At 46.1% G+C, this 24441-nt stretch carries 22 protein-coding genes; 17 read left to right on the top strand and 5 right to left on the bottom strand.

The features are described from left to right. Positions 1–13 precede the first annotated feature (13 nt). The 13 genes from ACODJP_RS00390 to ACODJP_RS00330 all read left to right on the top strand — a co-directional run bounded on the left by ACODJP_RS00390 (position 14) and on the right by ACODJP_RS00330 (position 15894). Positions 14–1354, top strand: coding sequence for a carbohydrate ABC transporter substrate-binding protein (locus tag ACODJP_RS00390; RefSeq protein WP_422477318.1), 1341 nt, complete (start codon positions 14–16; stop codon positions 1352–1354). Positions 1355–1442: 88 nt separating this feature from the next. After that, positions 1443–2414 (top strand): carbohydrate ABC transporter permease, encoded by a 972-nt coding sequence (locus ACODJP_RS00385; protein ID WP_422477316.1) that lies wholly within the window; start codon positions 1443–1445, stop codon positions 2412–2414. Between the two features lie 101 nt (positions 2415–2515). After that, positions 2516–3259: a carbohydrate ABC transporter permease gene (locus tag ACODJP_RS00380; protein ID WP_422477314.1), complete on the top strand. Its 744-nt coding sequence runs from the start codon at positions 2516–2518 to the stop codon at positions 3257–3259. A gap of 13 nt (positions 3260–3272) precedes the next feature. Beyond that, a complete protein-coding gene (locus ACODJP_RS00375; RefSeq protein WP_422477312.1) occupies positions 3273–5630 on the top strand; it encodes a glycoside hydrolase family 3 N-terminal domain-containing protein in 2358 nt (785 codons plus the stop codon). A gap of 124 nt (positions 5631–5754) precedes the next feature. Then, positions 5755–6234, top strand: coding sequence for a glutathione peroxidase (locus ACODJP_RS00370; protein ID WP_422477310.1), 480 nt, complete (start codon positions 5755–5757; stop codon positions 6232–6234). Continuing rightward, on the top strand, positions 6231–6701 hold the full coding sequence (locus tag ACODJP_RS00365) for a MarR family winged helix-turn-helix transcriptional regulator (protein ID WP_422477308.1): 471 nt from the start codon (positions 6231–6233) through the stop codon (positions 6699–6701). Before ACODJP_RS00370 ends, ACODJP_RS00365 begins: the two co-directional genes overlap by 4 nt. A gap of 90 nt (positions 6702–6791) precedes the next feature. Then, positions 6792–7655 (top strand): hypothetical protein, encoded by an 864-nt coding sequence (locus ACODJP_RS00360; RefSeq protein WP_422477306.1) that lies wholly within the window; start codon positions 6792–6794, stop codon positions 7653–7655. A gap of 200 nt (positions 7656–7855) precedes the next feature. After that, a complete protein-coding gene (locus ACODJP_RS00355) occupies positions 7856–9103 on the top strand; it encodes a diaminopropionate ammonia-lyase (protein WP_422477304.1) in 1248 nt (415 codons plus the stop codon). Between the two features lie 134 nt (positions 9104–9237). Further along, positions 9238–10929: an InlB B-repeat-containing protein gene (locus ACODJP_RS00350; protein ID WP_422477303.1), complete on the top strand. Its 1692-nt coding sequence runs from the start codon at positions 9238–9240 to the stop codon at positions 10927–10929. 3 nt (positions 10930–10932) lie between these two features. Next, on the top strand, positions 10933–11574 hold the full coding sequence (locus tag ACODJP_RS00345; RefSeq protein WP_422477301.1) for an SGNH/GDSL hydrolase family protein: 642 nt from the start codon (positions 10933–10935) through the stop codon (positions 11572–11574). Between the two features lie 90 nt (positions 11575–11664). Then, positions 11665–14262 (top strand): hypothetical protein, encoded by a 2598-nt coding sequence (locus tag ACODJP_RS00340; protein ID WP_422477299.1) that lies wholly within the window; start codon positions 11665–11667, stop codon positions 14260–14262. 12 nt (positions 14263–14274) lie between these two features. After that, positions 14275–15333, top strand: coding sequence for a mechanosensitive ion channel domain-containing protein (locus ACODJP_RS00335; protein WP_422477297.1), 1059 nt, complete (start codon positions 14275–14277; stop codon positions 15331–15333). Positions 15334–15393: 60 nt separating this feature from the next. Continuing rightward, the gene (locus tag ACODJP_RS00330; RefSeq protein ID WP_422477295.1) at positions 15394–15894 is read left to right on the top strand and encodes a GNAT family N-acetyltransferase; all 501 of its coding nucleotides are present in this window, start codon (positions 15394–15396) and stop codon (positions 15892–15894) included. Positions 15895–15898: 4 nt separating this feature from the next. On the opposite strand, the gene ACODJP_RS00325 is transcribed toward ACODJP_RS00330, so the two are convergent. Continuing rightward, positions 15899–17017, bottom strand: a complete 1119-nt coding sequence (locus tag ACODJP_RS00325) for an alanine racemase (RefSeq protein WP_422477293.1) — start codon at positions 17015–17017, stop codon at positions 15899–15901. 61 nt (positions 17018–17078) lie between these two features. Between ACODJP_RS00325 and ACODJP_RS00320 the strand changes: the two genes are divergently transcribed. The 4 genes from ACODJP_RS00320 to ACODJP_RS00305 all read left to right on the top strand — a co-directional run bounded on the left by ACODJP_RS00320 (position 17079) and on the right by ACODJP_RS00305 (position 20105). After that, positions 17079–18188 (top strand): pyridoxal-phosphate dependent enzyme, encoded by a 1110-nt coding sequence (locus ACODJP_RS00320; protein ID WP_422477291.1) that lies wholly within the window; start codon positions 17079–17081, stop codon positions 18186–18188. A 71-nt stretch (positions 18189–18259) separates the two neighbouring features. Continuing rightward, a complete protein-coding gene (locus ACODJP_RS00315; RefSeq protein ID WP_422477289.1) occupies positions 18260–19246 on the top strand; it encodes a DUF523 domain-containing protein in 987 nt (328 codons plus the stop codon). Between the two features lie 4 nt (positions 19247–19250). Continuing rightward, positions 19251–19469, top strand: coding sequence for a hypothetical protein (locus tag ACODJP_RS00310; protein ID WP_422477287.1), 219 nt, complete (start codon positions 19251–19253; stop codon positions 19467–19469). A 27-nt stretch (positions 19470–19496) separates the two neighbouring features. Further along, a complete protein-coding gene (locus tag ACODJP_RS00305) occupies positions 19497–20105 on the top strand; it encodes a GNAT family N-acetyltransferase (protein ID WP_422477285.1) in 609 nt (202 codons plus the stop codon). Between the two features lie 33 nt (positions 20106–20138). Here the strand turns inward: ACODJP_RS00305 and ACODJP_RS00300 are convergent, their stop codons facing one another. From ACODJP_RS00300 to ACODJP_RS00285, 4 genes are all read right to left on the bottom strand, one after another. Further along, positions 20139–21431 (bottom strand): lactate racemase domain-containing protein, encoded by a 1293-nt coding sequence (locus ACODJP_RS00300; protein ID WP_422477283.1) that lies wholly within the window; start codon positions 21429–21431, stop codon positions 20139–20141. 56 nt (positions 21432–21487) lie between these two features. Continuing rightward, positions 21488–22762, bottom strand: a complete 1275-nt coding sequence (locus tag ACODJP_RS00295) for a TRAP transporter large permease (RefSeq protein ID WP_422477281.1) — start codon at positions 22760–22762, stop codon at positions 21488–21490. A gap of 1 nt (position 22763) precedes the next feature. After that, the gene (locus ACODJP_RS00290; RefSeq protein ID WP_422477279.1) at positions 22764–23291 is read right to left on the bottom strand and encodes a TRAP transporter small permease; all 528 of its coding nucleotides are present in this window, start codon (positions 23289–23291) and stop codon (positions 22764–22766) included. 71 nt (positions 23292–23362) lie between these two features. Beyond that, positions 23363–24382, bottom strand: a complete 1020-nt coding sequence (locus tag ACODJP_RS00285) for a TRAP transporter substrate-binding protein (RefSeq protein ID WP_422477277.1) — start codon at positions 24380–24382, stop codon at positions 23363–23365. Positions 24383–24441 lie beyond the last annotated feature (59 nt).

Below are 24441 nucleotides of genomic sequence, written 5' to 3'. Positions count from 1 at the left end.
AGGAGGAAAATGTATGAAACGCAAACTTGGTTTGTTGGTATGTCTGTTGCTGATAATCAGCGTCAGTCTTCCGTTATTTGCTCAAGCTGAACAAGAGACAGGTCCCAAAGTGATCAATCTCTGGAGTTTCACCGATGAAGTTCCAAAGATGATGGAAAAGTACAAAGAGCTCAATCCCGATTTCGATTATGAGATCAAGACCACGATTATTGCCACTACTGACGGTGCTTACCAGCCCGCTCTCGACCAGGCATTGATTAGTGGTGGTGCGGATGCTCCCGACATCTATTGTGCAGAGAGTGCCTTCGTGCTCAAGTATACACAAGGTGATGCCGCAAGCTTCGCTGCTCCCTACAAGGATCTTGGTATCGATGTCGATAAGAAGCTGAAAGAGGCTGACATAGCTCAATACACCGTCGATATCGGCACCAACCCCGATGGTAAGCTTGTTGGTCTTGGTTACCAGGCTACCGGCGGTGCATTCATTTACCGCAGATCGATCGCCAAGGATGTCTGGGGAACAGATGATCCTGCAGTCGTCGGTTCAAAAGTTGGTCCCGGTTGGGATAAGTTCTTCAGTGCAGCAGAAGACCTTCGTAAGAAGGGATATGGAATCCTCAGTGGAGATGGAGACCTCTGGCATGCTATCGAAGGCGCCTCTGAGAAGGGCTGGATCGTAGATGGAAAACTCTATATCGATCCAGATCGCGAAGCATTTGTAGACATGGCAAAGATGATGAAAGACAAGGGTTATATGAACGATACCCGTGACTGGACCGATGCATGGTTCGCTGATATGAAAGATGCTGGAGAAAAACCAATATTCGGATTCTTCGGTCCCGCTTGGTTGATCAACTATGTCATGGCCGGTAACTCCGGTGGTTCTGCTCCTGGTGAAGGAACCTATGGCGACTGGGCAGTTTGTGAGCCTCCCGTCGGATTCTTCTGGGGCGGAACATGGGTTCTCGGAAATACCAACAGCAGACATAAGGAAGTTGTCGGAGATATCATCGAATGGATAACACTCGATAGCAGCGAGACTGGATTGCAGTACTACTGGGCAAACGGCACGCTCAACGGTCCTGGTGGAACAAAAGACACCGTGGCTTCAGGAACAGTTATGTCGAAGTCAGATGGTAGGTTGGACTTCCTCGGTGGACAGAATATGTTCGACGTATTCGTTCCTGCCGGGCAGTTCGCAACCGGTAAGAACAAGCACCAGTATGATGAGACCATCAACATGTACTGGCGTGACCAGGTCCGCGAATACACTGCAGGAAACAAGAGCCGTGCAGCAACAATCGCAGACTTCAAGCAACAGGTGAAGGATAATCTCGATATCGATGCCCATTAAGAGAAATTGAATTTCTGTGGGCGGGAGCATGCTTCCGCCCACATTCATTTTGCATGCGATACGGCCATGCTCCTGGAGGTGAATTTTTATGCAGCGCAAGACCATCAGCTATGCGAAGTATGGGTATTACTTCTCTATTCCATTCGTACTGACATTCCTGATTTTCGCACTCTATCCCTTGGTGTATACGGTATTCATAGGATTTACCGATCTACGCGGGCTAATGAAAACAGATATCAATATCCTTGAATTCCCTTTTGATAATTTCAAGGCTGTTCTCACGAGTCCTTCGTTCCAAAAAGCAATGTCGAATACTTTGATAATCTGGATTTTCAACTTCATTCCCCAGATATTGGTGGCATTGTTGTTGACTGCATGGTTTACCAATAGGCATTTGAAGGTAAGAGCCCAAGGCCTTTTCAAAGTCCTCATCTATATGCCTAATATCATAACTGCAGCTACCATAGCCCTGTTGTTCTATTCCCTGTTCGGATACCCCAAAGGACCGATTAACGATATTATGCTTGCCTTCGGATGGATCGACAGTCCCATGAACTTCCATCTACAGAAATGGACTGCGAGAGGAGTTGTTGCTTTCATTCAATTTTGGATGTGGTACGGCCATACCATGATCATCCTGATCGCCGGTGTGCTTGGCATCAATCCCACGCTGTTCGAGGCTGCTGAAATAGATGGTGCTTCCGCTACACAGATCTTTTTCAGGGTGACTCTTCCCCGTCTGAAGACAATACTCCTCTATAGTCTGGTGACAAGTATGATCGGTGGTTTGACCATGTTCGATATCCCAAGACTTTTCCTGCTTGGTGGACCGGATAATGCGACATTGACCACCAGTGTGTATATCTATAATCAAGCCTTCAGTGGAAGTTATCTCTATAACCGTGCTGCAGCGGCGAGTTTGATCATGTTCATCATCATAGCGATCCTTTCATCTTTCCTCTTCTTCATCATGCGTGATAAGGACAGTGTGCTGCAGCGGAAACGTGAACGGAAAATGAGAATGGTAGCAAGGGCTAAGGCTCGGGAGGTGGCAGTATGAACAAGAGCATGTCAAGTTCCCGAAATATATATAAAATAATAATTTATGTAGTATGTATATTCTTGGCGATACTCAGTGTCTGGCCATTCTGGATTATGTTCATGAATGCCACTCGAAGTACGTATCAGATTCAACAGAATTCCGTTGCATTCCTGCCATCCAAATTCCTGATCTCCAATTTCAAGATACTGATGGGGAAGACCTTCAATCCCATCACCGGCTTCATAAATTCGATGCTGGTCGCTGGAGGAGCGACCTTGGGATCGGTCTATTTCTCATCGCTCACTGCTTATGCCTTGGTGGCCTATAGCTGGAAACTCCGTCAACCGTTCTTCACCTTCATTTTGGCTGTGCTGATGCTTCCAACACAAGTTTCCAGTATCGGATTCTACCAGTTTATGTACCGGATCCACTGGACCAATAGTCTATGGCCTCTGATACTTCCCGCTATCGCGACACCATCGATGGTATTCTTCATGCGCCAATACCTGGTTGCGACCCTTTCGTTGGATATCGTCGATTCAGCCAGAATTGATGGAGCCAAAGAGTTCTACACATTCAATAGGATCATACTGCCAATCATGAAGCCGGCGATTGCGACACAAGCGATCTTCCAATTCGTATTCCATTGGAACCAATTGTTCCTTCCGTTGATCCTACTCACCGATAACACCAAGTACACCATGCCGATCATGGTAAGCCTCCTGAGGGGCGATATATACAAGACCGAATATGGTTCGGTCTATTTGGGTTTGGCTTTGACCGTACTACCGCTCTTCGTTGTGTACTTCCTCTTGTCCAAGTATATCATCGCAGGAGTAGCGCTCGGTGCTTTGAAAGAATAGAAGGAGTCCCCATATGCATTCGAATAGGGAAAGGGCACTCGAGCTGCTCAGAAAAATGACACTGGAGGAGAAGGTAGCCCAATTGTGCTCGGCATGGTTGGAGATATCTTCCGATGGAAGTTTTACTGTAAAGGAGATTGCCTTCACCAAAGACCGTCCAGACCAGGATCGGGAAATGGTATTGGGAGAAGGAATCGGACAGTTGACCCGACCGTTTGGAACGCATGCTGTTCACCCGAGGGAAATTGCGAAGGGCATAAATGAGATCCAACGGTATCTTATTGGAAGGACCCGTCTTGGAATTCCTGCCATGTTGCATGAAGAGTGCCTTACCGGAGCTATGGTTCCAGGTGCGACAATATTTCCGAGCAGTCTAAACCAAGGATCTGTCTGGGATCCTGCGCTTATGCGTAAGGTTGCACAGGTTATCGGGAAAGAGATGTCCACCTTGGGTGTTCATCAGGGCTTGGCTCCCGTACTCGATGTCGCACGCGATGCTCGTTGGGGTAGATTGGAAGAGACTTTCAGTGAGGATCCTTACCTTGTTGGCTGTCTTGGCACAGCATATGTCCAAGGTCTTCAAGGTGATAAACAATCGCCAATTGCGACATTGAAACACTTCATGGGACACTCGTTCAGCGAAGGTGGACGCAACCATGCACCGGTTCATATTGGACAAAGAGAGCTTCTCAATGTATTCGGGTTACCATTTGAAATGGTAATAAAACTCGCCAAGCCAGGTGCAGTCATGCCTGCCTATCATGATATCGATGGTGAACCTTGCAGTGGTTCTAGGAGCATGATAACGGATCTGCTCAAGCGTACATGGGGTTTTAACGGCCTTGTAGTCGCTGATTATGAAGCTCCCATTCAGCTATTTAACGATCATCATGTAGCGATGGATATCGCAGAGGCTGCAGCAATGGCAGTACATGCGGGTATGGATTTGGAATTACCCAGTAGCACTTGTTTTAAGCATGGCCTTGTGGATGCTGTGCAAAGGAATATCATCGATATCGATGAGATCAATGTTTCGGTAATGAAGATTCTCGTCGAAAAATTCCGACAGGGGATATTCGACCATCCGTTTATAGAATCCGATGCTATTGAACTGAATTCATCTGAGCACCATGATTTGGCAATTGAGGTTGCCCAGAAGTCTTTTGTCTTACTTAGAAATGATGGAATATTACCATTAGCTAAGGATACGAAAGTAGCCTTGGTCGGACCTTTAGCAGATAATGCCTATGCCATGTACAATGGATATTCGGTTCCCATTCACCTGCAAGGGGTGTCGGGAGATGAAGATATTATACCCAAACGGGCAAAGACCATCCGTGAAGGGATCCAGTCGCTGGTCGGAACATCACTCATATCCTATGCCGATGGTTGCGTACTGTTTGAACAATCCTTTGGAAAAGCTGTGTTCTTCCCCGGTGATGTAACCGATAAACAGGGAGATGCAAATCAGGCTGTGAGTTCTGATACAGGGAAAATCAAAGAGGCTGTTGCACTTGCCAAGAAGTCCGATGTCGTTATTGCTGTCGTCGGTGATATGGTTGGATTGTTCCAACATGGAACTGTAGGCGAGGGGTCTGATACTACGTCACTACAACTCCCCGGTGTACAACAGACAATGATCAATGCACTGCTCGATACTGGTAAACCGGTAGTCGTTATCCTAGTGAGCGGAAGACCTTATCACCTTGGCCGAGCGACGACAGAAGCAGCTGCTATTATTGCAGCTTGGTTACCGGGAGAGGGCGGGGGTGAGGCTATAGCCAACATCCTTTATGGAATTGCGAACCCTGGTGGCCGTACGCCACTCTCTTTCCCAAAGGTTGGAGGAGCAATGCCTTATGCATACAATCACGTTAAAAAAGCGACAGGGATGCCTAAGCAACGTGAATTTGGAGCACAATACCCATTTGGCCATGGATTGTCCTATACCAACTTCAGTTATAGTGATTTCGGTATAGCGTCCACGACTGCTCCTGTAGATGGAGAGTTTGTTGTATCGGTTACTATAACAAATACCGGTTCACTCCCTGGTGACGAAGTAGTGCAATTGTATGTGAAGGACGATTGTTCCAGTATTGTGAGACCTGGCTTGGAGTTAAAAGGTTTTTGTCGGGTTTCGCTTGATCCTGGGAAAAAAGCCAGAGTCCATTTCAATCTCCCCACCGATGTGCTCTCTTTCTTATTAGATAAGGATACTAGGGTAATAGAACCGGGAACCTTTACACTCAGTATTGGACGGTCATCAGAGAATTTGGAGTGGACACGACAGATTGAAATCTTGGGAGACCGCTATACCTTAGAAAGGGAGTGGAGGATGCAAACAAAAGTAGGAATTGAACCGATAGCGTAAACGATCTCGACTAAAAACCTCCTCAACTGCCGTTTTTTGGACTTCCAAAACGGCAGTTATTTATATGGCTTGACAAATATAGTGAAAAATAATATTGTGCACAATATAAATAGAGGAGAATGTCATGCGCACAAATCTGTATAATTTTTCAGCGACTACCAATAAAGGTGAGGATTTGAATCTCTCAAGCTTGGAAGGGAAGGCTGTACTTATCGTGAATACGGCAAGTAAGTGTGGGTTTACGCCACAATATGAGGGTTTGCAGAAAATCCATGAAATCTATGGTCCTCAGGGGTTGGTAGTGTTGGGATTTCCTTGTGACCAATTTGCACACCAGGAGCCGGGTACCGACTCTGACATAGAACAATTCTGTAGCATCAACTACGGTGTCACTTTCCAACTTATGAGGAAAATAGATGTCAACGGTAAGGATGCGCATCCGCTTTTTGTCTGGTTAAAAGAACAGGCTCCGGGAACCTTGGGGGCGGCTGTGAAGTGGAATTTCACGAAATTTCTCGTATCGAAGGATGGCTCGGAAGTGAAGCGGTTCGCTCCAACAGTTGAACCCGATAAGATGCATAAAGATATCGAGAAATTCCTATGAAGAATAGCGAAATGCAAAGGTTGGATAACCAGATTTGTTTCAGGGTCTATTCACTGGAACGTGCGATCCTTGCGGCTTATCGACCTTATTTAAAAGAGCTGGGGATCACGTATCCTCAATATCTGGTATTGATGGCTTTGTGGGAACATCACTCTCTTACCATAGGAGGGTTGTGCGATCTGTTGGGATTGGATACCGGTACGGTTTCTCCTTTGGTGAAGAGAATGGAAAAACAAAAATTGCTCACCCGCAGTCGCTTACCAGAAGATGAAAGGACAGTGGTAGTCGAGTTGACCGATGCAGGTTCACGATTAAAAGCACGTGCTGCACATATTCCTCATGCGATCGGTAGTTGTATTCTCGGACGAGAGGGGGATCAGGTGGATATCGTAGCTTTCCAGAAGCTTCGCCAAGCACTCGATGAAGCGTTAAAAGCTCTCCAGAATAACGTATGTGACAGCATTTGAGTGCCCTTGCTGTGGAAAAAGATTCCAAAGAACGCAAAGCTTGTGGTATGCTGATGGTTGACCTGCATTCACAGAAAAGGAGAATTTACGATGAAGATAACCAGACGTTTGGTCTTGTTGCTCATGTTGATGGTATGTATTACGGTTGGACTCTGGGCTGCCGATAGTGAGATCACCGGTAATTTAAAGTTGATAGGAAGCACAGCTCCAGAATTCAAGGTAGAGGCCGGCTATACGGTAAAAATGCCGTTCTTACAGGGAGAAGGGCCTCTGTTCAGCACAAACAATATCAGACTGAAAGGAATCATGGGCATTACCCCCATAACAGGGTCTTTGAATTTTGAAGCTATCATGACTCCCATTGCTGTGATGGAACTGTCTGTAGGTGGTGTACTGGGAACAGGATGGAACTTCGATCTCATGGAATTACAAGGATTGCGTGAATGGGATGGAATTTCGGACAAAGCAACATCGGCTTCAATGGAGGGCGTTTACTACAAGGGAAAAGGTGGCGCAGCGCTTCAATTCGATACTGCAGCCATCTGGCCAGGGGATTGGACAAGTGTTGTGGTGCGTACCTATCATGAGATAAACTACCAAGGTTTTACTTATGAAACATCTTCCACCGGAGGGTGGGAATTCGAGACTGGTGGGCTCCATCAGAATAGCTTCAACTACAAGGGCGATTATCTTGTTGGTTACCAGATGCCTTTAGTGATAAATACTGTGGCTATCATGTTGGAGACCTATAAGGACAATATCGGAAATTCTTTAGAGATTGATGGGCTGGTTTTCGATCTTGGACTGGTAACCAACTTCAAGTTCGGCGAGAGAATCAACCTCACTGTCATTCCTCAGATGACCACAAAGAAATCAGATAGCGATACAAGGGTTATGAGTAAGGTCGATTTCACGTTCAAGCGGGTAGCGGCAATGCTTAACTACGCTTTCTAGAATTCGGAAGTAGGTATACGTGGCCAAATCATATTTGCGCTTGATGCGTAATTCTATGGTTTGGCCATCTTTTTTGTTCAGTTGAGTTTATTTTGTATATTGGTTATAATTGACGTTTAATTTGATGGTATCACAAATGATGTTGATTCATTTTGTTGATACCAGAAAAAATGATCAAATCAAGGTCTTAGGAGGCCAATATGAAAAACAAGACTCCAGATTTCTCTTGGATTTTGAGAGATCGTGAGGGTAGGGATGTCTCAATAGCAAAGGAGATGTTTCCCATCGAGGTGGCTCGCATTGCCCGTCGTTTCCATAGACAAATTCCTGGTTATCAAATGAGTCCTCTTGTCTCTCTGCCCAACCTTGCATCGATGTTCGGTGTTGGGGGAATCTGGGTCAAGGATGAAGCTTCGCGGTTGGAACTAAATAGCTTTAAGGTCCTTGGAGGATCTTTCGCTCTCTATCGTTTTATTCAGAACCGTCTTGGAATAGACGATAGCAAGATGAATTACCCATACTTGGTCTCCAAGGAGGTTAAAGATCTGCTCGGCGATATCACTTTTGCAAGTGCCACTGATGGAAACCATGGTAGGGGTATTGCATGGGCTGCACAGAAACTTGGACATAAATGTGTCATCTATGTCCACTCAGAAACTAGCAAACGCCGGATCGATGCCATACGAAGTTATGGTGCTACGGTAAAGATCATTGAAGGAAATTATGACGATGCGGTACGGCAGATTGCGATTGACGCCAAAGAACAGGGGTGGGAGATAATAAGTGATACCAGCTGGGAAGGGTATGCTCAGGTTCCCACATGGATCATGCAGGGATATTCTACCATGATGGCAGAGATCCAAGAGCAATTCAGTTGCCAAGGAATCCCTAGACCTACTCACGTGTTCGTGCAAGCTGGGGTGGGTGCCTTGGCTGCCTCGGTCACCGGTTTCTACCATAGCCTCTGTGGAGAGAAGGCTCCGAAGTGTATTGTCGTGGAGCCCGAGGAGGCTGCCTGTCTGTTCGAGAGCGCCCGTACAAACGATGGAAAACCCCACCATGTAGGAGGAGCATTAGATACCATCATGGCAGGTCTGGCATGTGGAGAACCCAGTGAGCTTGCTTGGAATGTGCTCAAGGAGACCATTGATGCCTTTGTAAAGGTTCCCGATTATATCGCTGCCCGCGGTATGCGCGTATACGCTACACCCTTGAAAGGAGATCCTTTCATTGTCAGTGGGGAGAGTGGTGCAGTCACCCTTGGCGCTCTCATCTCCATGTTGAAGGAAAACGGAGCCGACGAGTTACGTGATTTCCTGAAGATTGACGATACTAGCCAGATCCTGCTTATTAATACAGAGGGTAATACCGACCCAGTCCTATTCAGACAGGTCATATGGGAGGGAAGTAACCCGGTTCCTCATGAATATTGGATAGACAGGGACTAGTAGGTACCCATCAACTATAGTCGATAAGCATCTGGAGATGACCTTTGTTCCTCTGGATGCTTTTTTGTTGAGATAAGTGTATCTTGCCGTTAGACTATCTGATGAGTTGCCATGTTTTCGAGGAGAAGCTATCAATGAAAAGAGTATTCCTAGCAAGTCTTGTTGTCTTTTTAGTATTGTTCATCGTCGGTTGTTCAAAGCAATCAATTGCATTCGATGCCCAAAATGAGACCCCGATTTTTCTTCAGGAGGTCTCCCGTGGAAAAACAGTTCACATGCCTGATGAGCCAACAAGAGAGGGCTATGAGTTCCTTGGTTGGTATACCGATATCTCTGGAGGTGAGAAATGGGACTTTTCTTCTCCGGTCACTACGAATTTGAATCTCTATGGACATTGGGAGCCATTGCTGTTTTCGATCGAGTTCATTCTGGGAATACCGGAAACCATGTCGGTGGAAATGACGATACCGTACGGACAGGTTCCCAAAGCACCTGTGGTTCCTGAGAGAGAAGGGTATAGATTTACCGGCTGGTTTGCCGATGCCGAACTTACTGAACCGTACGATATGCACCAATCGGTTGTAGAAGATACTGTCGTATATGCTGGGTGGGAGAAGCTTACCTATGCTCTGGTATACCATGTGGATGGGGTAGATGATCTTTCTCTCCCACCCGAACAGGTCTTCTCTGGAGAGAGTGAGATTCAAGTTGCCGACAAACCCATTCGTGAAGGGTATGTCTTTGTAGCTTGGAATACCCAATCCGATGGCCAAGGTGAATCATATCTCCCGGGAGAGATCATTATAACGGGCTATGCCGCCATGGAGCTCTATGCGCAATGGGCAAAGCCGATAGCTCAAATCGATGCAGGTTCCTACCACAGTATGGTTTTATTGGATGATGGAACTCTGTTGGCAGTAGGAAACAATGGTAACGGCCAGTTGGGTAACGGCAACCGAGTCGGGCAGGTGCAGTCTGTTGCTATCGCACATGATGTCAGAATGGTTTCGGCTGGTGGTGGACACACGCTCTTTGTCGACAATGATGGCGTGTCATGGGGTATGGGAGCGAACTACGAAGGACAACTGGGTAGCAGTTCCCTATTTCCGAAAACTTCTCCCATCCGGATAACCGCAGAAGTTGTAGCCATATCCGCGGGAGGGTCTCACTCTATGATACTCAAGGAGGATGGAACCCTCTGGACGATGGGAAACAACGAAGATGGTCAACTGGGAGATGGCAGTACCACCAATAGAAGTACTCCTGTGCGGATTACCGACAATGTAACGGGTATTTCAGCCGGATCATATCATAGCGCCTTTATCAAAAAGGATGGAAGTCTTTGGACCATGGGATGGAATCAAGACGGTCAGTTGGGTGATGGTTCGACGAATTCGAGAAGCAACCCCGTGCGTATCGATACCGCCGTAGCGAAGGTCTCGGCGGGAGGAACCCATACATTGTTCGTAAAGGAAGATGGTAGCCTATGGGCTATGGGATCCAATGGGAACGGTCAGCTGGGCGATGGTGGTACCACGTCACAGAGCACTCCCGTATTGGTCGCAGAGGATGTCGTTGAAGTGGTAGCTGCTGCAACACACTCATTGTACATCGATTCAAACGGTACGCTCTGGGGTACCGGAGACAATAGTGCGGGTCAGTTGGTGAAAGACGGTGATCCCGGATACAAGGTTTGGACAAAGATTGGAAATGACGTTGGAATGATATCGGCTGGAGACGGATTTTCAATCATTCTGGGAAAGGATGGCATCCTTAAAGCCTTGGGAGCTAATGACTACGGTCAGTTGGGAGAATGGAAGGAGTAGGGAATGGCAACAGAAGAGACAAGACAAATCCTTTGTTTCGGAGATTCCAATACATGGGGCTTCAACCCGGAGAATGGAGAGCGGCATCCCTACAATGTCCGCTGGACCAGTGTGATGGAAAAGGCTATGGGAAGTTCCTATCGGATCATCGTGGAGGGAATGAATGGTCGCACAACAGTTTTCGAGGACCCTGTGGAGCCAGGGCGTAGCGGATTGGATTACCTGGTGCCTTGCCTCGTAAGCCATAAACCATTGGATGCTGTTCTTATTATGTTGGGTACCAATGATACGAAGTACCGATTTGGTCTTCTCGCCGTAGATATCGCTCTCGGTATGAAACGGTTGGTAAAAACGATACAAGCTGGCGATTATGGTATTAGTGGCGAAACTCCCAAGATTGGGATAATTGCTCCTCCACAGGTGAACGAATGGGTAGAAGAGGGACCATTTACCGGAGCACACGAGATCTCTGTCAGACTTGCACATGAATACCGATTGGTTGCAAAGGAGCTGGACTGTGCTTTTTTTGATGCCTCCGAGCATGTTTTTTGCAAGATACCCGACGGTATTCATTTGGACGGTGAAGCTCATGAAATTCTGGGAAAGAAAATTGCCGATTGGGTAGAGAAAACTCTTCTAATCTAGGATTGATTGTCTCTTTCTGCAAATTTTTGTTCCACTTGCATGATAAGTGGCATACAATAGGATCATACTATGCCAATTGGGGGGAGCGTGATGATAAGAAGACGCGTCACGGTTTGTGTGTTCCTTTTGCTCATAATATCAATGCTAGCAGCTGCAAATCTCAATGACTTTGCGAATCACGTAAGATACGTTGCCGGTGATATGCCAACAGTCGCATCTTCAAATGGGATCTTTCTTTCCACGACAGATGATGCTCTCCATATTGCCCATGGTAGTCATCGTGGGAATATCTGGTACCTCTGGATGCACGAAGAATCGACATGGCAGCATATTCCAATTCCAGGGACTGCAGGAGGTTCCGTGCAAGGGATTGCGGCAAACGAAGATCAGGTCGTTGTAGGTTTCGCCAAAGAGGGTAGGATCTATACTGTCGCAAGTGCTGATTCTGGAAGGCATTTTTCATCACCCGTTGAGATAAACCGAGCAGCGGAAAATGCTTCTATACAGGACATGGTAATCGATGATGATGGTATTATCCATATCATGTTCCATCGTCACGACAGGTATTGGGACTACAATTACGCACGTTCTACAGATGCGGGTATGTCCTACAGCACAGCCTTAGATTTTACTCGAACAACAGATTCAAATTCTACAGGTTATTCTGGTAATCTCAAATCTGCCCATGGCAACCTCTATACAGTCTACCAAGATAACAATGATGAATTCGCAGTCAAGCTTTCAATATCCAAAGATGGGGGGGATACTTGGAATACAACACGTATTGCCCCATCGTCGGGAGGTCCGCTTGGTCTTGCCGTGGATCCCTTGGATCCGGATTTGGCCTACATAGCAGCCTTCAATAGGGATGGTCTGACTATCCTGCGAATTAAAGAGGCGACTTCAGCCCAACCGGACTTTTGGCCTATGTATGGGGATGGGACAATCAAAACAGATACAAATGCAGTGGGAACAATCCATATTGCGGTGGCTGCTGATAGAACGGTAACGGCTGTGTATCTGAATCCCGCGACACGAGTGTACCACTATCTTTCCAGTAAAGACCTTGGAGAGACCTGGCAACGCGGAGAGTTGATCAACCCGATAGATCACACTCAGTTCAGGTGGATCGCTGACCTAGATAGCCTTGGGAATGAGTTTTTCTTTGCAAGATCAGATGGTCGTGGAGGACTGTTCGTCCATGGACCGGATATTACTGAAGCTGTGGCGGCAATAGTTCAAAAACCAGAGTCATCATATGTATATACACCCGATTCTCAGGGGTTGGTGGAATTGTCCTCGATTACTGAGCCTTTCGCTGTACGATTGTCCGCTGGAATGCCGATGATACTCTTTTCTGTTCCCAAGAACACAGACTATGAAATCACACACCTTACTCAATCTACGATACCTCTCTACCTTTCCCTATATGACTTACAGGGAGACACTGAACAAGTTCTCGCAGAAAACTATGACGGGAGTAACCTTTTCGATTCCTTCATATACGGAATGGAAAACGATACCATGTACATCCTTGCCTTGGGTGTACTCGACGATTTGGATTATGGGAAAACGGTTGAGTTCAAGATCTCACAGAAGGGAACAGCTGGTCATGCTACATTGCCGACCGCTACTACCCCAATTCCTGTGGGTTCAAAACCGGAAGATGTAGGTGCCAGGGTCTATGCAGGATATTTTAATACTTTCGCGATTGATGATTTGACAATCCTGTATGGTACGGGAGTGAATTCTTTTGGGCAGTTGAGTCTAGGGGATACCGATTATAGAAAAACGTTCACACCGATCAGACCTTCGGTCCTCGAGGTAATAGGTGGTTTCGGCCATACTCTCTATATCGGCGAGAATGGAGATCTTTCCGCAAGTGGAAGGAATGAAGATTACCAGATTGGAGATGGAACACGGATCAACGAACTCGACCTTCATCATATCGCCAGTAATGTCGTGAGTGCCGGAGCAGGCTATGGACATACTCTCTATGTACAGTCTGATGGTACGGTCTGGGCATTCGGAGCTAACCAAGCTGGGCAAATCGGAGATGGTTCTACCGTATCCAGGACAGCTCCAGTAAAGATTTTTGAAAATGGACGTAAAGTATTCTCCAATAAAGCCAATAGTTCCTACATAGTAACGACAGATGGAGATCTTTATGGTTTCGGCGATAATTCCTATGGTCAATTGGCGTTGGGTCATACCAACAACACCAATAAACCTAACTATATTACCAATAATGTGGAGAAAGTCGCTGGAGGACGGAATCACATTGTCGTGTTGAAAACAGATGGAACTGTATGGGTTTCTGGTGATAATTCGCAGGGTCAGTTGGGGAATACCAACTCCACCAATCGTCTGGTCAAGGTTGCCGCTGATTGCACCGATATCGCAGCTGGATATTACAATACTTACCTATTGGATTATGAAGGGACCGTGTTAGCGGCTGGAAGTAATAAGTATGGGCAATTTGGTATTGGAACGACCGCTAGTAATTCAAAGACAGTTGGATTCGTGCCGATATTCGAAGATGCTCTGGATATGGATGCAGGTAGAGATCATGCAGTAATCTTGAAATCGGATGGATCGGTATGGACTTCTGGATTGAATGAGCAGTATCAATTGGGGGATGCCACAAAAGGATTTCGCAGGGATTGGAAGAAGATTTACCAACTCTAGGAGGGTACTTTTATGAAGCCAATGGAATTTCTTGGTTCCGCACTGGTTGTCGTATCTGTTGTTGTTTTGGTCACTTTGATACAGATACTGTTCAATAGATCTATCAAGAAAGCCTCAAGCAATAGCTTTCCCTACCATAGGCAACTGTTGACCTTCGCTATCGTACTACTTGGACTCTTTCTTGCGATAGGATTCTTACCCATTGAACATGAAGTCAAGGGCCAAATCCTCAGCGTCTTGGGTGTTTTGCTCAGTGCTGTGATAGCGCTCTCTTCTACCACATTGGTAGGTAATGCCATGGCAGGAATCATGCTTAGGATGATGCATGAATTCAGGGCAGGTGATTTCATCGAAATTGAGAATATGGTTGGAAGGGTTACCGATTTTGGCATATTCCATACAGAGATTCAAACCATTACTCGAGATGTGGTCAGTATACCGAATCTGCTATTGGTAAATAAGGCGGTGAAGGTTACCAGGAGGGGCGGAACATTTATCAATATAGGAGTCTCTATCGGTTATGACGTTCCTCATGGTTCAGTTGAAGAGGCACTTAAAAAGGCCGCGCAAACAGTTGGGTTAAAAGATCCTTTTGTATTCGTAGAAAAGTTACTCGATCATGCAGTGCAATATCGTGTATATGGATTGCTTGAGGAGTTTACCGAACGGTTGAGCAAGACGAGCGATCTCCACAAGACTGTCTTGGATACACTGCATGCCCAGGAGATAGAAATTGCATCACCATCGGTTATGGACAGACGGGAGTTCCCCTCCGAGCATCGCTATATACCCAAGCATATAGAGACAGCCAAGATGGACGCGAAAGAATCAACTGCTATTGAGGAGATGGCTTTCGATAAAGCAGAAGAGGCTGAGAGTATTGAACAACTACGCAAAGAGGAACAAAAACTCGTCAAGAAGTTGGAAGAGTTGGATGAACAAGAAGCTGATGGCGATAAAGAGAAGATCAAACAGAAGCGAGATCAGTTTCAACAGAAGATAGAGCGGATTCAGGAAGAGGTTGCCTCCCGTGAAGAGAAAAAAGAGGAGAAGAAAGAAGCTGGAGAGTAGCTTGATAACCTTGAGTAGTCCTCTTTAAATTATAGCAAAGTTTTTGTATGCTAGTTTTCCATGGATATCAGAGAGATGCGAAATCAGGATTGGCCTCAGGTAGCGACTATCTTTAAAGAGGGGATAGATACCGGATTTGCGACTTTCCAGAACGAGGTTCCCAGTTTTGCGCAGTGGGACGCCACCCATATTTCCTGTTGTAGATTGGTTGCTGAAGACGGAGATGGTAACATTCTCGGGTGGGCGGCGCTCTCTCCTGTAAGTAGTCGGGCAGCCTATCGTGGTGTAGCCGAAGTCTCAATTTATGTCGCAAAAGCCTTTAGAGGCCGATCGATTGGCAGACAATTATTGGATATACTTATCCGTAATTCCGAAGAATCGGGTTACTGGATGCTGCAATCGGTAGTTCTGGTAGAGAACTTAGCAAGTATAGCACTCCATGAAGCATGCGGATTCCGTATTGTGGGTAGAAGGGAGAGGATTGGCCGGCTTGCCGATGGCACATGGTCCGATACGTTGCTCATGGAGCGACGTAGCCGTCTTCCCTATTTCCTCGACTGATCGGTCAGGTTGTCTTTCCCCTGCACGCTATCCGATATGTAGATACGACCTTTTCTCCATCGACAATATATAGTTGGTCATAGAGATTCACCACAGGACAAATATGATTTGGTATAATCCGTACCGTATCACCAATCGAGACCGCTTCATGTAGCGCGTTGTCGGTGAAGATCGTATGTTCGTCATAGACACTCGAGACTACAGTCTCCAAAGGTTCCAGTATGGTTCCTTTACCCTCTGTCTGGCAGATTCCACTCATGCGACTTTGCATGGTAAGTGCTTTCGCACCGGCATCTGCAATGGTCCGATCTTTAGTTGGTTTCGAGATAATGGTTGCAAGAACGGTAGCTGCACATTGCCTATACGAACCTATGACCTTTGCTTGTCCCGCATCCATGAATATATAGGTCCCTGGACGGATTTCTGTGATCCCATCAAGAATTTTACCACCGTGGAGATGTGCACTGGTTATTCCAGGTGTAGATCCAATACTTACACGATTGCACGACAGGCCATGTTGTCTTGCAATTTCCACGTACCGGAGCGTATCCTCTTGTGCCAGCAGGAACAGCCGACTTGCAGTTGCCGTATCGGGAGCACTATAGGTGTGCCCCTCATGACTGAAAATACCTTCGAATTCGATAGCAGGCTCTTCCTTCAATACCTTCAGTATTTCGATGAAGGTATGCTCGTCGGTGACCCCACTTCTCTTGTCTCCGGTCTCTACCTCGATCAATATATGGGCGGGAATTTTTTTGTCGAATACTTGGATGATCTGTTCGAGTGCTTCAATCGAATCGAGTCCGAAGGAGATCTTTTTCCCCTCTTCGCAGAGTCTCCGGATTCGTTTCAGTTTGGTACTTCCCACGATTTCATTGGCAATGAATATGTCATTAATACCTGCATTAGCCATGACTTCAGCCTCTCCAGTCTTTGCGACGGTTATGCCTCGTGCTCCTGCTTCGATTTGCATCTTGGCAATTTCGGGAGTCTTATGGGTTTTGGTATGGGGACGTAGTGATACATGCCACTGGTTGGCAAGTTCTTGCATGCGTTTTATGTTCTTTTCCATGATGCTCTTTTCTATGAGCAATGCTGGAGTGTCCAATTGGGAAATTTGCATAGGCAACCTCTTGGTGATGATATATAATCAGAGGCAAAATAACAAGAAGAGGGTAGCATGTATGCAGTATGTCTGTGGCCTCTGTCGAAGAACATATCCTATAGAAACAACACGCTTTCAATGCGAATGCGGTGGTTTATTCCATGTAGATTATGTAAAAGCCCCTATCGATTTCTCTCGTTTAGAATCGGCCGTAGTTGCTCCATCCCTCTGGCGATATGCTTCTGCGTTGCCTCCCATATCCTCTAAAGCAATAACAAGGACAACAATGGGAGAAGGTAGCACTCCGCTGATTTCTGTAGGATCACAGGTGTGGGGTAAGGCCGATTATTACATGCCGACCTTATCGTTTAAGGATCGGGGTGCAGCTGTGCTTGTAGCCCTGATGTGCGATCTGGGGGTGCAAAATTGTGTCGTTGATAGTAGTGGTAATGCCGGAACCGCAATAGCAGCTTACAGTACGAGGGTAGGAATCGACTGCGATGTTTTTGTGCCAGCCCATACTAGTGACAAGAAGGTTGAACAGATTATTGCACATGGTGCGACGGTACATAAGATTGAGGGTAGTAGGGAAGATACTGCCGATGCAGCCTTGCATTTTGTGAAGGAAACGGGATCATACTATGCAAGCCATATTTATAATCCGTTCTTCTGGGAAGGGACGAAAACCTACCTCTATGAGATCTACGAGACTCTCGGATGTCTGCCAGAAGCTTTGGTTCTCCCCGTAGGAAATGGAACCCTCTTGATGGGTGTCTCAATTGCACTAAAGGAATTCCGACAATGGGGAATCATAGAAACGTATCCAAAAGTTGTTGCTGTACAGGCTGCCAATTGTGCCCCTCTGGCAGCCGCTTTCCTGGCAGGCTCACTTGAGATCCACCAAGTTCCAACCGCTCCTACAATGGCTGAAGGTATAGCGAGTGCAGCTCCCGCAAGGGGGAGTGAGATACTCCAGATGATGAAGGAACTTGGGGGATCGTTCGTGACTGTTCAGGAAAATGATATTCTCGATGCTAGGAATGCATTGGCGAAGAAGGGTGTGTATGTTGAGTTGACCAGTGCAGCTAATTATGCCGGTTATCTTTGTGCGTTGGATTCAGGTTTGCTAGATACCCAAGAGACAACGGTACTTCCATTCTGTGGTGCTGGTTTAAAGAGTTCGCATTGAAGATCAGTAAGATATCAATTGTTGTGGAATACTAGGCAGCGGTAACGGTGGCTGCCCTTGATGGAGGTATCATGGACAAATCGACTATTGTTATTACAGAGAAGATCAGAATCGGTATCAGTTCCTGTTGTATGGGAAGTCCTATTCGTTACAATGGGAGAGGTATCGATGTGCTGAAGGATTTGGGGCGTGAGAAGAATGACTTCATCTGGTGTCCCGTATGTCCTGAATGTATGGCTGGTCTTGGTGTTCCGCGCAATCCGGTCCATCTGTCCGGTGGCGATGGCAATGCCGTATGGGCTGACCAAGCGCGCGTTAAGAACCGTGGCAGTGCCGATGTCACCGAAGCCATGAAAATCGGTTGTCAGGTATGTCTGAGTACCCTTGAGCGATGTGATACAGTCGCATTTGTCTATATGGATGGCAGTCCATCTTGTGGTGTCTATAGGACTACGTTGAAAAACCAGAGAAGGGGTAATCCTCCTGGTGTCTTCGGCGCGTTGCTTTTAGAGAAGGGGTACTTCCTCATTCCTTCAACGGATCTGCAAAGTCCGCTGAAATGGTGGGATTGGCGACGGCGCTTGTTGGCTTTCCATTGGTTCAGTTCTGTTGAGCTGAAAACCATGCAGGATGTCTATGAATCATGGTATCGACTGAAATTTCTCTGCCAGGAATTGGACAACACTTGGGCTAGGGAGATGGGAAAACGCCTGGCATCGGTCAACCTGAAGAAAGAGGAAAACTTCCTTGCTGAATTCAAGTCTTCAGTATTGGATATTCTGCGTAAGCCGTCGAATACGAAGAAAATTACCAATAGTCTCTGGAAACATTATAGTCATTATAGAAAGTCTCGAGGAAAGACGGTCCAGGAAATCAATTCTCCCGAATTCCGCCGTAATATGACCTCCATTGCCCAGGAACTCATCAAAATGGAACGAACAGCATTCGAGGACGATTATCTTTTCGGTGCTTCCCCAGTGATCTACCGTGATGCCAGAAGGGTAAAGGCAAAGGAAGGTATTGTAACTGGTACAAACGAAATTGAACGGATAGATTAGGATCATGCATTACTCCACATTGGAAAATATTTCTATAGAAGTACTTCGTACCACCTTTGTTGAAGCTTTCAGCGAGTATGAGATCCCTCTCCACCTTACAACCGACTCTTTGTTGGAGATGATGAGGACGAGGGATCTATTGCTTGATCGTTCTGTGGGAGCTTTCGATAATGGAAACCTAGTTGGTTTTATCCTCTGTGGGTATCGGAACACTACGTATTGAGCGACTCTCTATGATGGTGGGACAGGGGTGATTCCCGAATATCAGGGGAATAAAATAGCTTCTGGTATGCTTTCATGGATACTTGAGGATGCAGCAAGGATAGGCGTTGATCGTTTTCTTCTTGAAGTACTTGAGCATAACCAAGCTGCAAAGAAACTCTATTTGAGAGCTGGTTTCTCAGATCGTCGATTTTTCCGTTGTTACCGCATGGAAAAGAGGTTAGTGCAAAAAAATTCTTGCGATTTGCCATGTTCTTTCGAATCTTTAGATAGGGAAGAATTCGAAAAATTGGATCATCAAAAAATGTTGTCTCATGAACCATCTTGGCAAAACGACGTTCCCTCAGTGCTCCACAACTGGGAACAACTCTCAGCTGTGAAAGTAATGGACAATGATAAGGTGATTGCATATGGTGTGATCCACAGAACCAAGGGTGATATACCCCAGTTAGGACTGGCAACCGAATATCCCGATTCTCTGTATGGTTGTATACTCGAAGGGTTGTCGCAGTTGACAGAATCGAAAACTTTCAGCGTAACAAATGTCGAAGAATCGAGTAGATTACAACAGTATTTGATGGTGCAAGGTTGGCAGAACCATATAAACCAATTCGAGATGCTGTATGAATTCAGATGATCAAAACAGCATCCCGACCTGAAAACATATCAGCTAGAAAAGGTTTCCATTTTTGTCAAAGACCATCTCTTCGGGAGGCCCTAATTCGACTAAATTTGGGTTGTTTCGCACAACTTCAAGCAAATTATCTGAAACCAAGATCTCTTCTACATGTGAAGAGCTTGGTATGCGTACTACCCGAACCTCCTCATGCTTTTCTGTCTCGCATGTCATGATAGCCGCCTTGATTGCCAAAGCATCAGAAGTAAGTACCATAGGCATTTTGCTGACTAGCGGGACTTTGGAAGTGAGTGAGTTGGGATATATTGCATCGAAGTCGGTCTTGTCAAAGAGTCTCTTTGTGGTAAAATCGGCTCTTCCAACACCCAAAGAGTTACCATGGGTCTCTTCACTTGCGTCGAGTACGACGTATCTGAGCACAAGGGGAGGTCCTTCGGCATAGGGCGTACTATAGCTACCGGTGACATTGGGATCCATACCATCACCACTATGGTTCTTTCCTATTTCATCTACAATCAGCACATCGATGTCGGATATGTAGATCTTAGCCATCTTGGATCTGGCTTCTTCTAACAAAAGTGGTTCTTCTTCCTCGATATGCTCCCTCGGTACTGCCACGATTCGAGAGACTTCATGGAAGGCATTCTCTATGACTGCAATACCGAATAAGACAGGACTGTGTTCAAGTACAGACAAGCCATAGAGAGGGACATTCTCGGCCATTTTCTTGAAACCTTGTGCATGACAGGATGCAGCTCCACTTTGGTTTCCCAATCCTATAGCCATCATCTTGACGAGCCCACTCTCGAATTTGCCACGGAATGCGGTATGAGGCTTAACCCTGTTTATCAGAATTATACCATCGGCTTCCGCTGCATTCTTTGAGATGAACACCTCACGACCATCAGGAAGAGTATCGATACGGACAACCTCCATACTCGCTTCAATTTTCACACCCATCCGTTCTTCAGTGACTCCAAAACTTTCAAGGATTCCCCTCTGACCTTCAGCGGTTGCTCCACCATGGCTTCCCATTGCTGGGATAATGAACGGTTTCGCTCCAAGGGATTTAAGGGTATCGACGGTCTGTTTGGTAATTCGATCGATATCAGCAACACCTCTGCTGCCTACAGCGACTGCTATGCGCATACCAGATGTAATCTTTTCGGCGCAGGACGACTTACGTATCTCATGGTCAACGGTGACCTCGATCTTCTCGAGCCTGCTTGAATCGAAATTTTGTCTTACACGTACCATTTTCGGAATGGTGATGGGAGAAAGAATTCTCGCCACCACGTTATCCCGATCCCATTCTATCTTTTTCATCCTGCTACCTTTGTCCTGCTTATTTTTGATCTATCAATTCATGTATGTGTAAATCTTTAGAAGAGCGACGGTAACCACAATACCAATGGTGGAGCATATGTGATTAACATAACAGTCATGAACAGAACAAAATACATTGGCAATAGTTCTTTAACCAACGTATGCAATTCTATGCCGCCTATCGTAGTTCCTACATAGAGAACCGTTCCAACCGGTGGAGTGATCAATCCAACTGAAAGGTTTGCGACCATAATAACACCAAAATGGATAGGGTCGATTCCGAAATAGGTACTCACTGGAAGGAGGATCGGTACAAGAAGGAACAAGGATGGGGTAAGGTCGATAACGGTTCCCACCAAAAAGAGCATGATATTGAGGACGAATAGGAAGACCCACTTGTTCTCGGTTACAGCCATCATATATTTAGTGAGGTGCTGGGGCACCTGTGCAGTTGCGAGATACCAGGTAAGGGCCATTGCTGTTCCACAGATGAGCATTACGATACCCGTATTAATGGCTGCGGTGAGAAGGATATTAGGATATTCCTTCCACTTTACCTTGTAGACGACACGGGCGACTATCATTGCATATACAGCAGCGATGGCACCAGCTTCCGTTGCAGTGAACAAGCCACTGAGTATACCACCGAGAATGATAAGGGGGAGTATCAGTGCCCAAAACGTATGTTTGGTTACGCCAAGGAATTCAGTAAATCCGATTTTTTCGCCTACTGGGTAATTCCTTTTCTTTGCATAGTAATAGGAGAGTCCCATAAGTGCCAATCCTACGAGTATGCCTGGGATGGCTCCACCTAGGAAGAGTTTGACGATGGAAATCTGAGCAATTGAACCGATGATGATCATAGGGATACTTGGGGGTATGATTACACCGATCAAGGAAGAAGAACAGGTTATGGCGACAGAAAATGGCTTGTCATAACCCTCTTCCTTCATCATCGGGATAAGGATAGAACCGATTGCCGAAGTGTCTGCGACTGAAGATCCACTCAAACCGGCAAATAACATGCTCATCAATACATTCACATGGGCTAACCCACCGACAAATCGACCTACCAATGCCCGTGAGAAATGAAGCAAGTCTTTTACGATACCAGACTTGTTCATGATTTCTCCAGCAAGCATGAAAAATGGGATCGCTAGCAGTGTGTAGATATCGACTCCAGTTATCAAACGCCTGGCGATCATCATGATATTGCTCATATCGAGGAAGAACATCACGGAAACAGCAGTGATTCCCACTCCGAATCCAATTGGAAGCCCTATCAATATGGTTATGAATAGAACGACTAAAAAGAAAATTACTGTTTCCATATTATAACCCTGCTTGTAGATCGCTATCTTTATCGAGGAACAACTGGGAGTTGTCCGCACGTGAAAGAAGGAAGAATTTTCGGAGAGTCTCCAATATCATAAGAAACATGGAGACCGGAGCTGCGGCATACATCCAACCTACAGATAGGCGGAGTACCGCGGTGGTCTGGATCTTTGCCAGATTGATATAGATGATTCCACCATAGAGGACGATGAGAAGGAATGCCAAAACCAGAACATGTGTTAGTACTAACATGACTTTTCCTCTTCTGGGATTCTTCGTACCAACCTTATTCACGATTAGTGTGAACGATGGGTGGAGATTCCGGCTATAGGCAAAATACATACCTAAGAACGAGGTCCATACAAAGAGCAGACGAGCCATTTCGTCAGCCCATCGTATGGAACTTCCCATATACCTGAGTACGATGTTCGCGAAAACGATCGCAACCAAGGAGACTATGAGTGCGATCAGGAATTTGGCAACGATCTTCGCAATCCAATCGATGATTTTAAAATACAGTTCCATCCGTTACTTCCTTATTCATGGACATATACACACAACCCCCGATGGGGGCTGTGTGTAATGAGATTCATTGTTTAGAGATAGGACTTGCCCGACTCCTGGATTTCTTCGATAAGATCGCGGACTTCGGGGAATTTCTCCTTGAAAGCATCGATCATGGGGAGAACTTTTTCCATGAAAGGAGTTACATTCGGATAGAGTACTTCGACACCCATCTCATCCTGGATAAGGTCGACGATTCTCTGTTCGTCACCGAGGATATCCTTATGGGTCTTTTCAGTTGTCGCCGCTGCAGCTCGTGCTACGACTTCCCTGTCGTTTTCGGACAGACCATCGAATACCTTCGCATTGATGACGAAATAGTTGGGGGAGATGATATGGTTTGTCACAGAGACATAGTCGAGGACTTCAAACCAACCCTGATGATAGGTCGCTGAGATAGGGTTGTCCTGTGCATCGACGACACCCTGCTGCAAAGCGGTGAACAATTCATCCATCGACATGACCGTAACATCGAATCCAAAGCGTTCCATGATTTCGATGATGGTAGTTCCCTGCCAGGTCCTCATGGTGATTCCAGAAGTATCTGCGGGAGAGTTGATCGGTCTTACATTGTTCGAAAGAGCACGTCCACCCTGTGAGAAGAATCCCAGGACATCGATTCCGATAGGTCTGAACAATTCTTCATATACCTTTCTTCCCAACTCGCCATTCATCGTATCGTAGGCATGGTCCATGCTGGTGAAGATGTAGGGCAACTGGACGAATGAAATCTCTTCATTGTACATTTCCCACATATTGCCAGTGACTGCCATCTCGATATTACCGATCATGACACCTTCGGTGAACTCGGGTTCTGCTCCCAACTGGTTGGCGGGATAGATTTCTACTACCAGATCTGTCTCAGCCTCAACAGTCTTCTTAAAGACTTCCTCAAGATTCTTGTTGAGTGGATGGTCTGCTGCGAAGTAGTTGGCTACTTTAAGCGTAGTGACGGAACTCTCTGCTTGTCCTGCTGCAAAGAGCATTGATGGAATCACTGTGAGCGCCACAAGGGACAACACCAGGATCGCAACAATCTTTTTCGTTTTCATATTTCCTCCTTGTAAGTAATGCCATCTGCGTTTAGAATAATTATGGCACTTCCTTCATA

Origin of the sequence: Pleomorphochaeta sp. DL1XJH-081, assembly GCF_049310885.1 — a bacterium.
In the GTDB taxonomy this organism is placed as follows: Bacteria; Spirochaetota; Spirochaetia; order Sphaerochaetales; family Sphaerochaetaceae; genus CAYZJV01.
The sequence above is the reverse complement of the archived record's forward strand: the minus strand, read 5'-3'. Positions and strand labels throughout refer to the sequence as shown.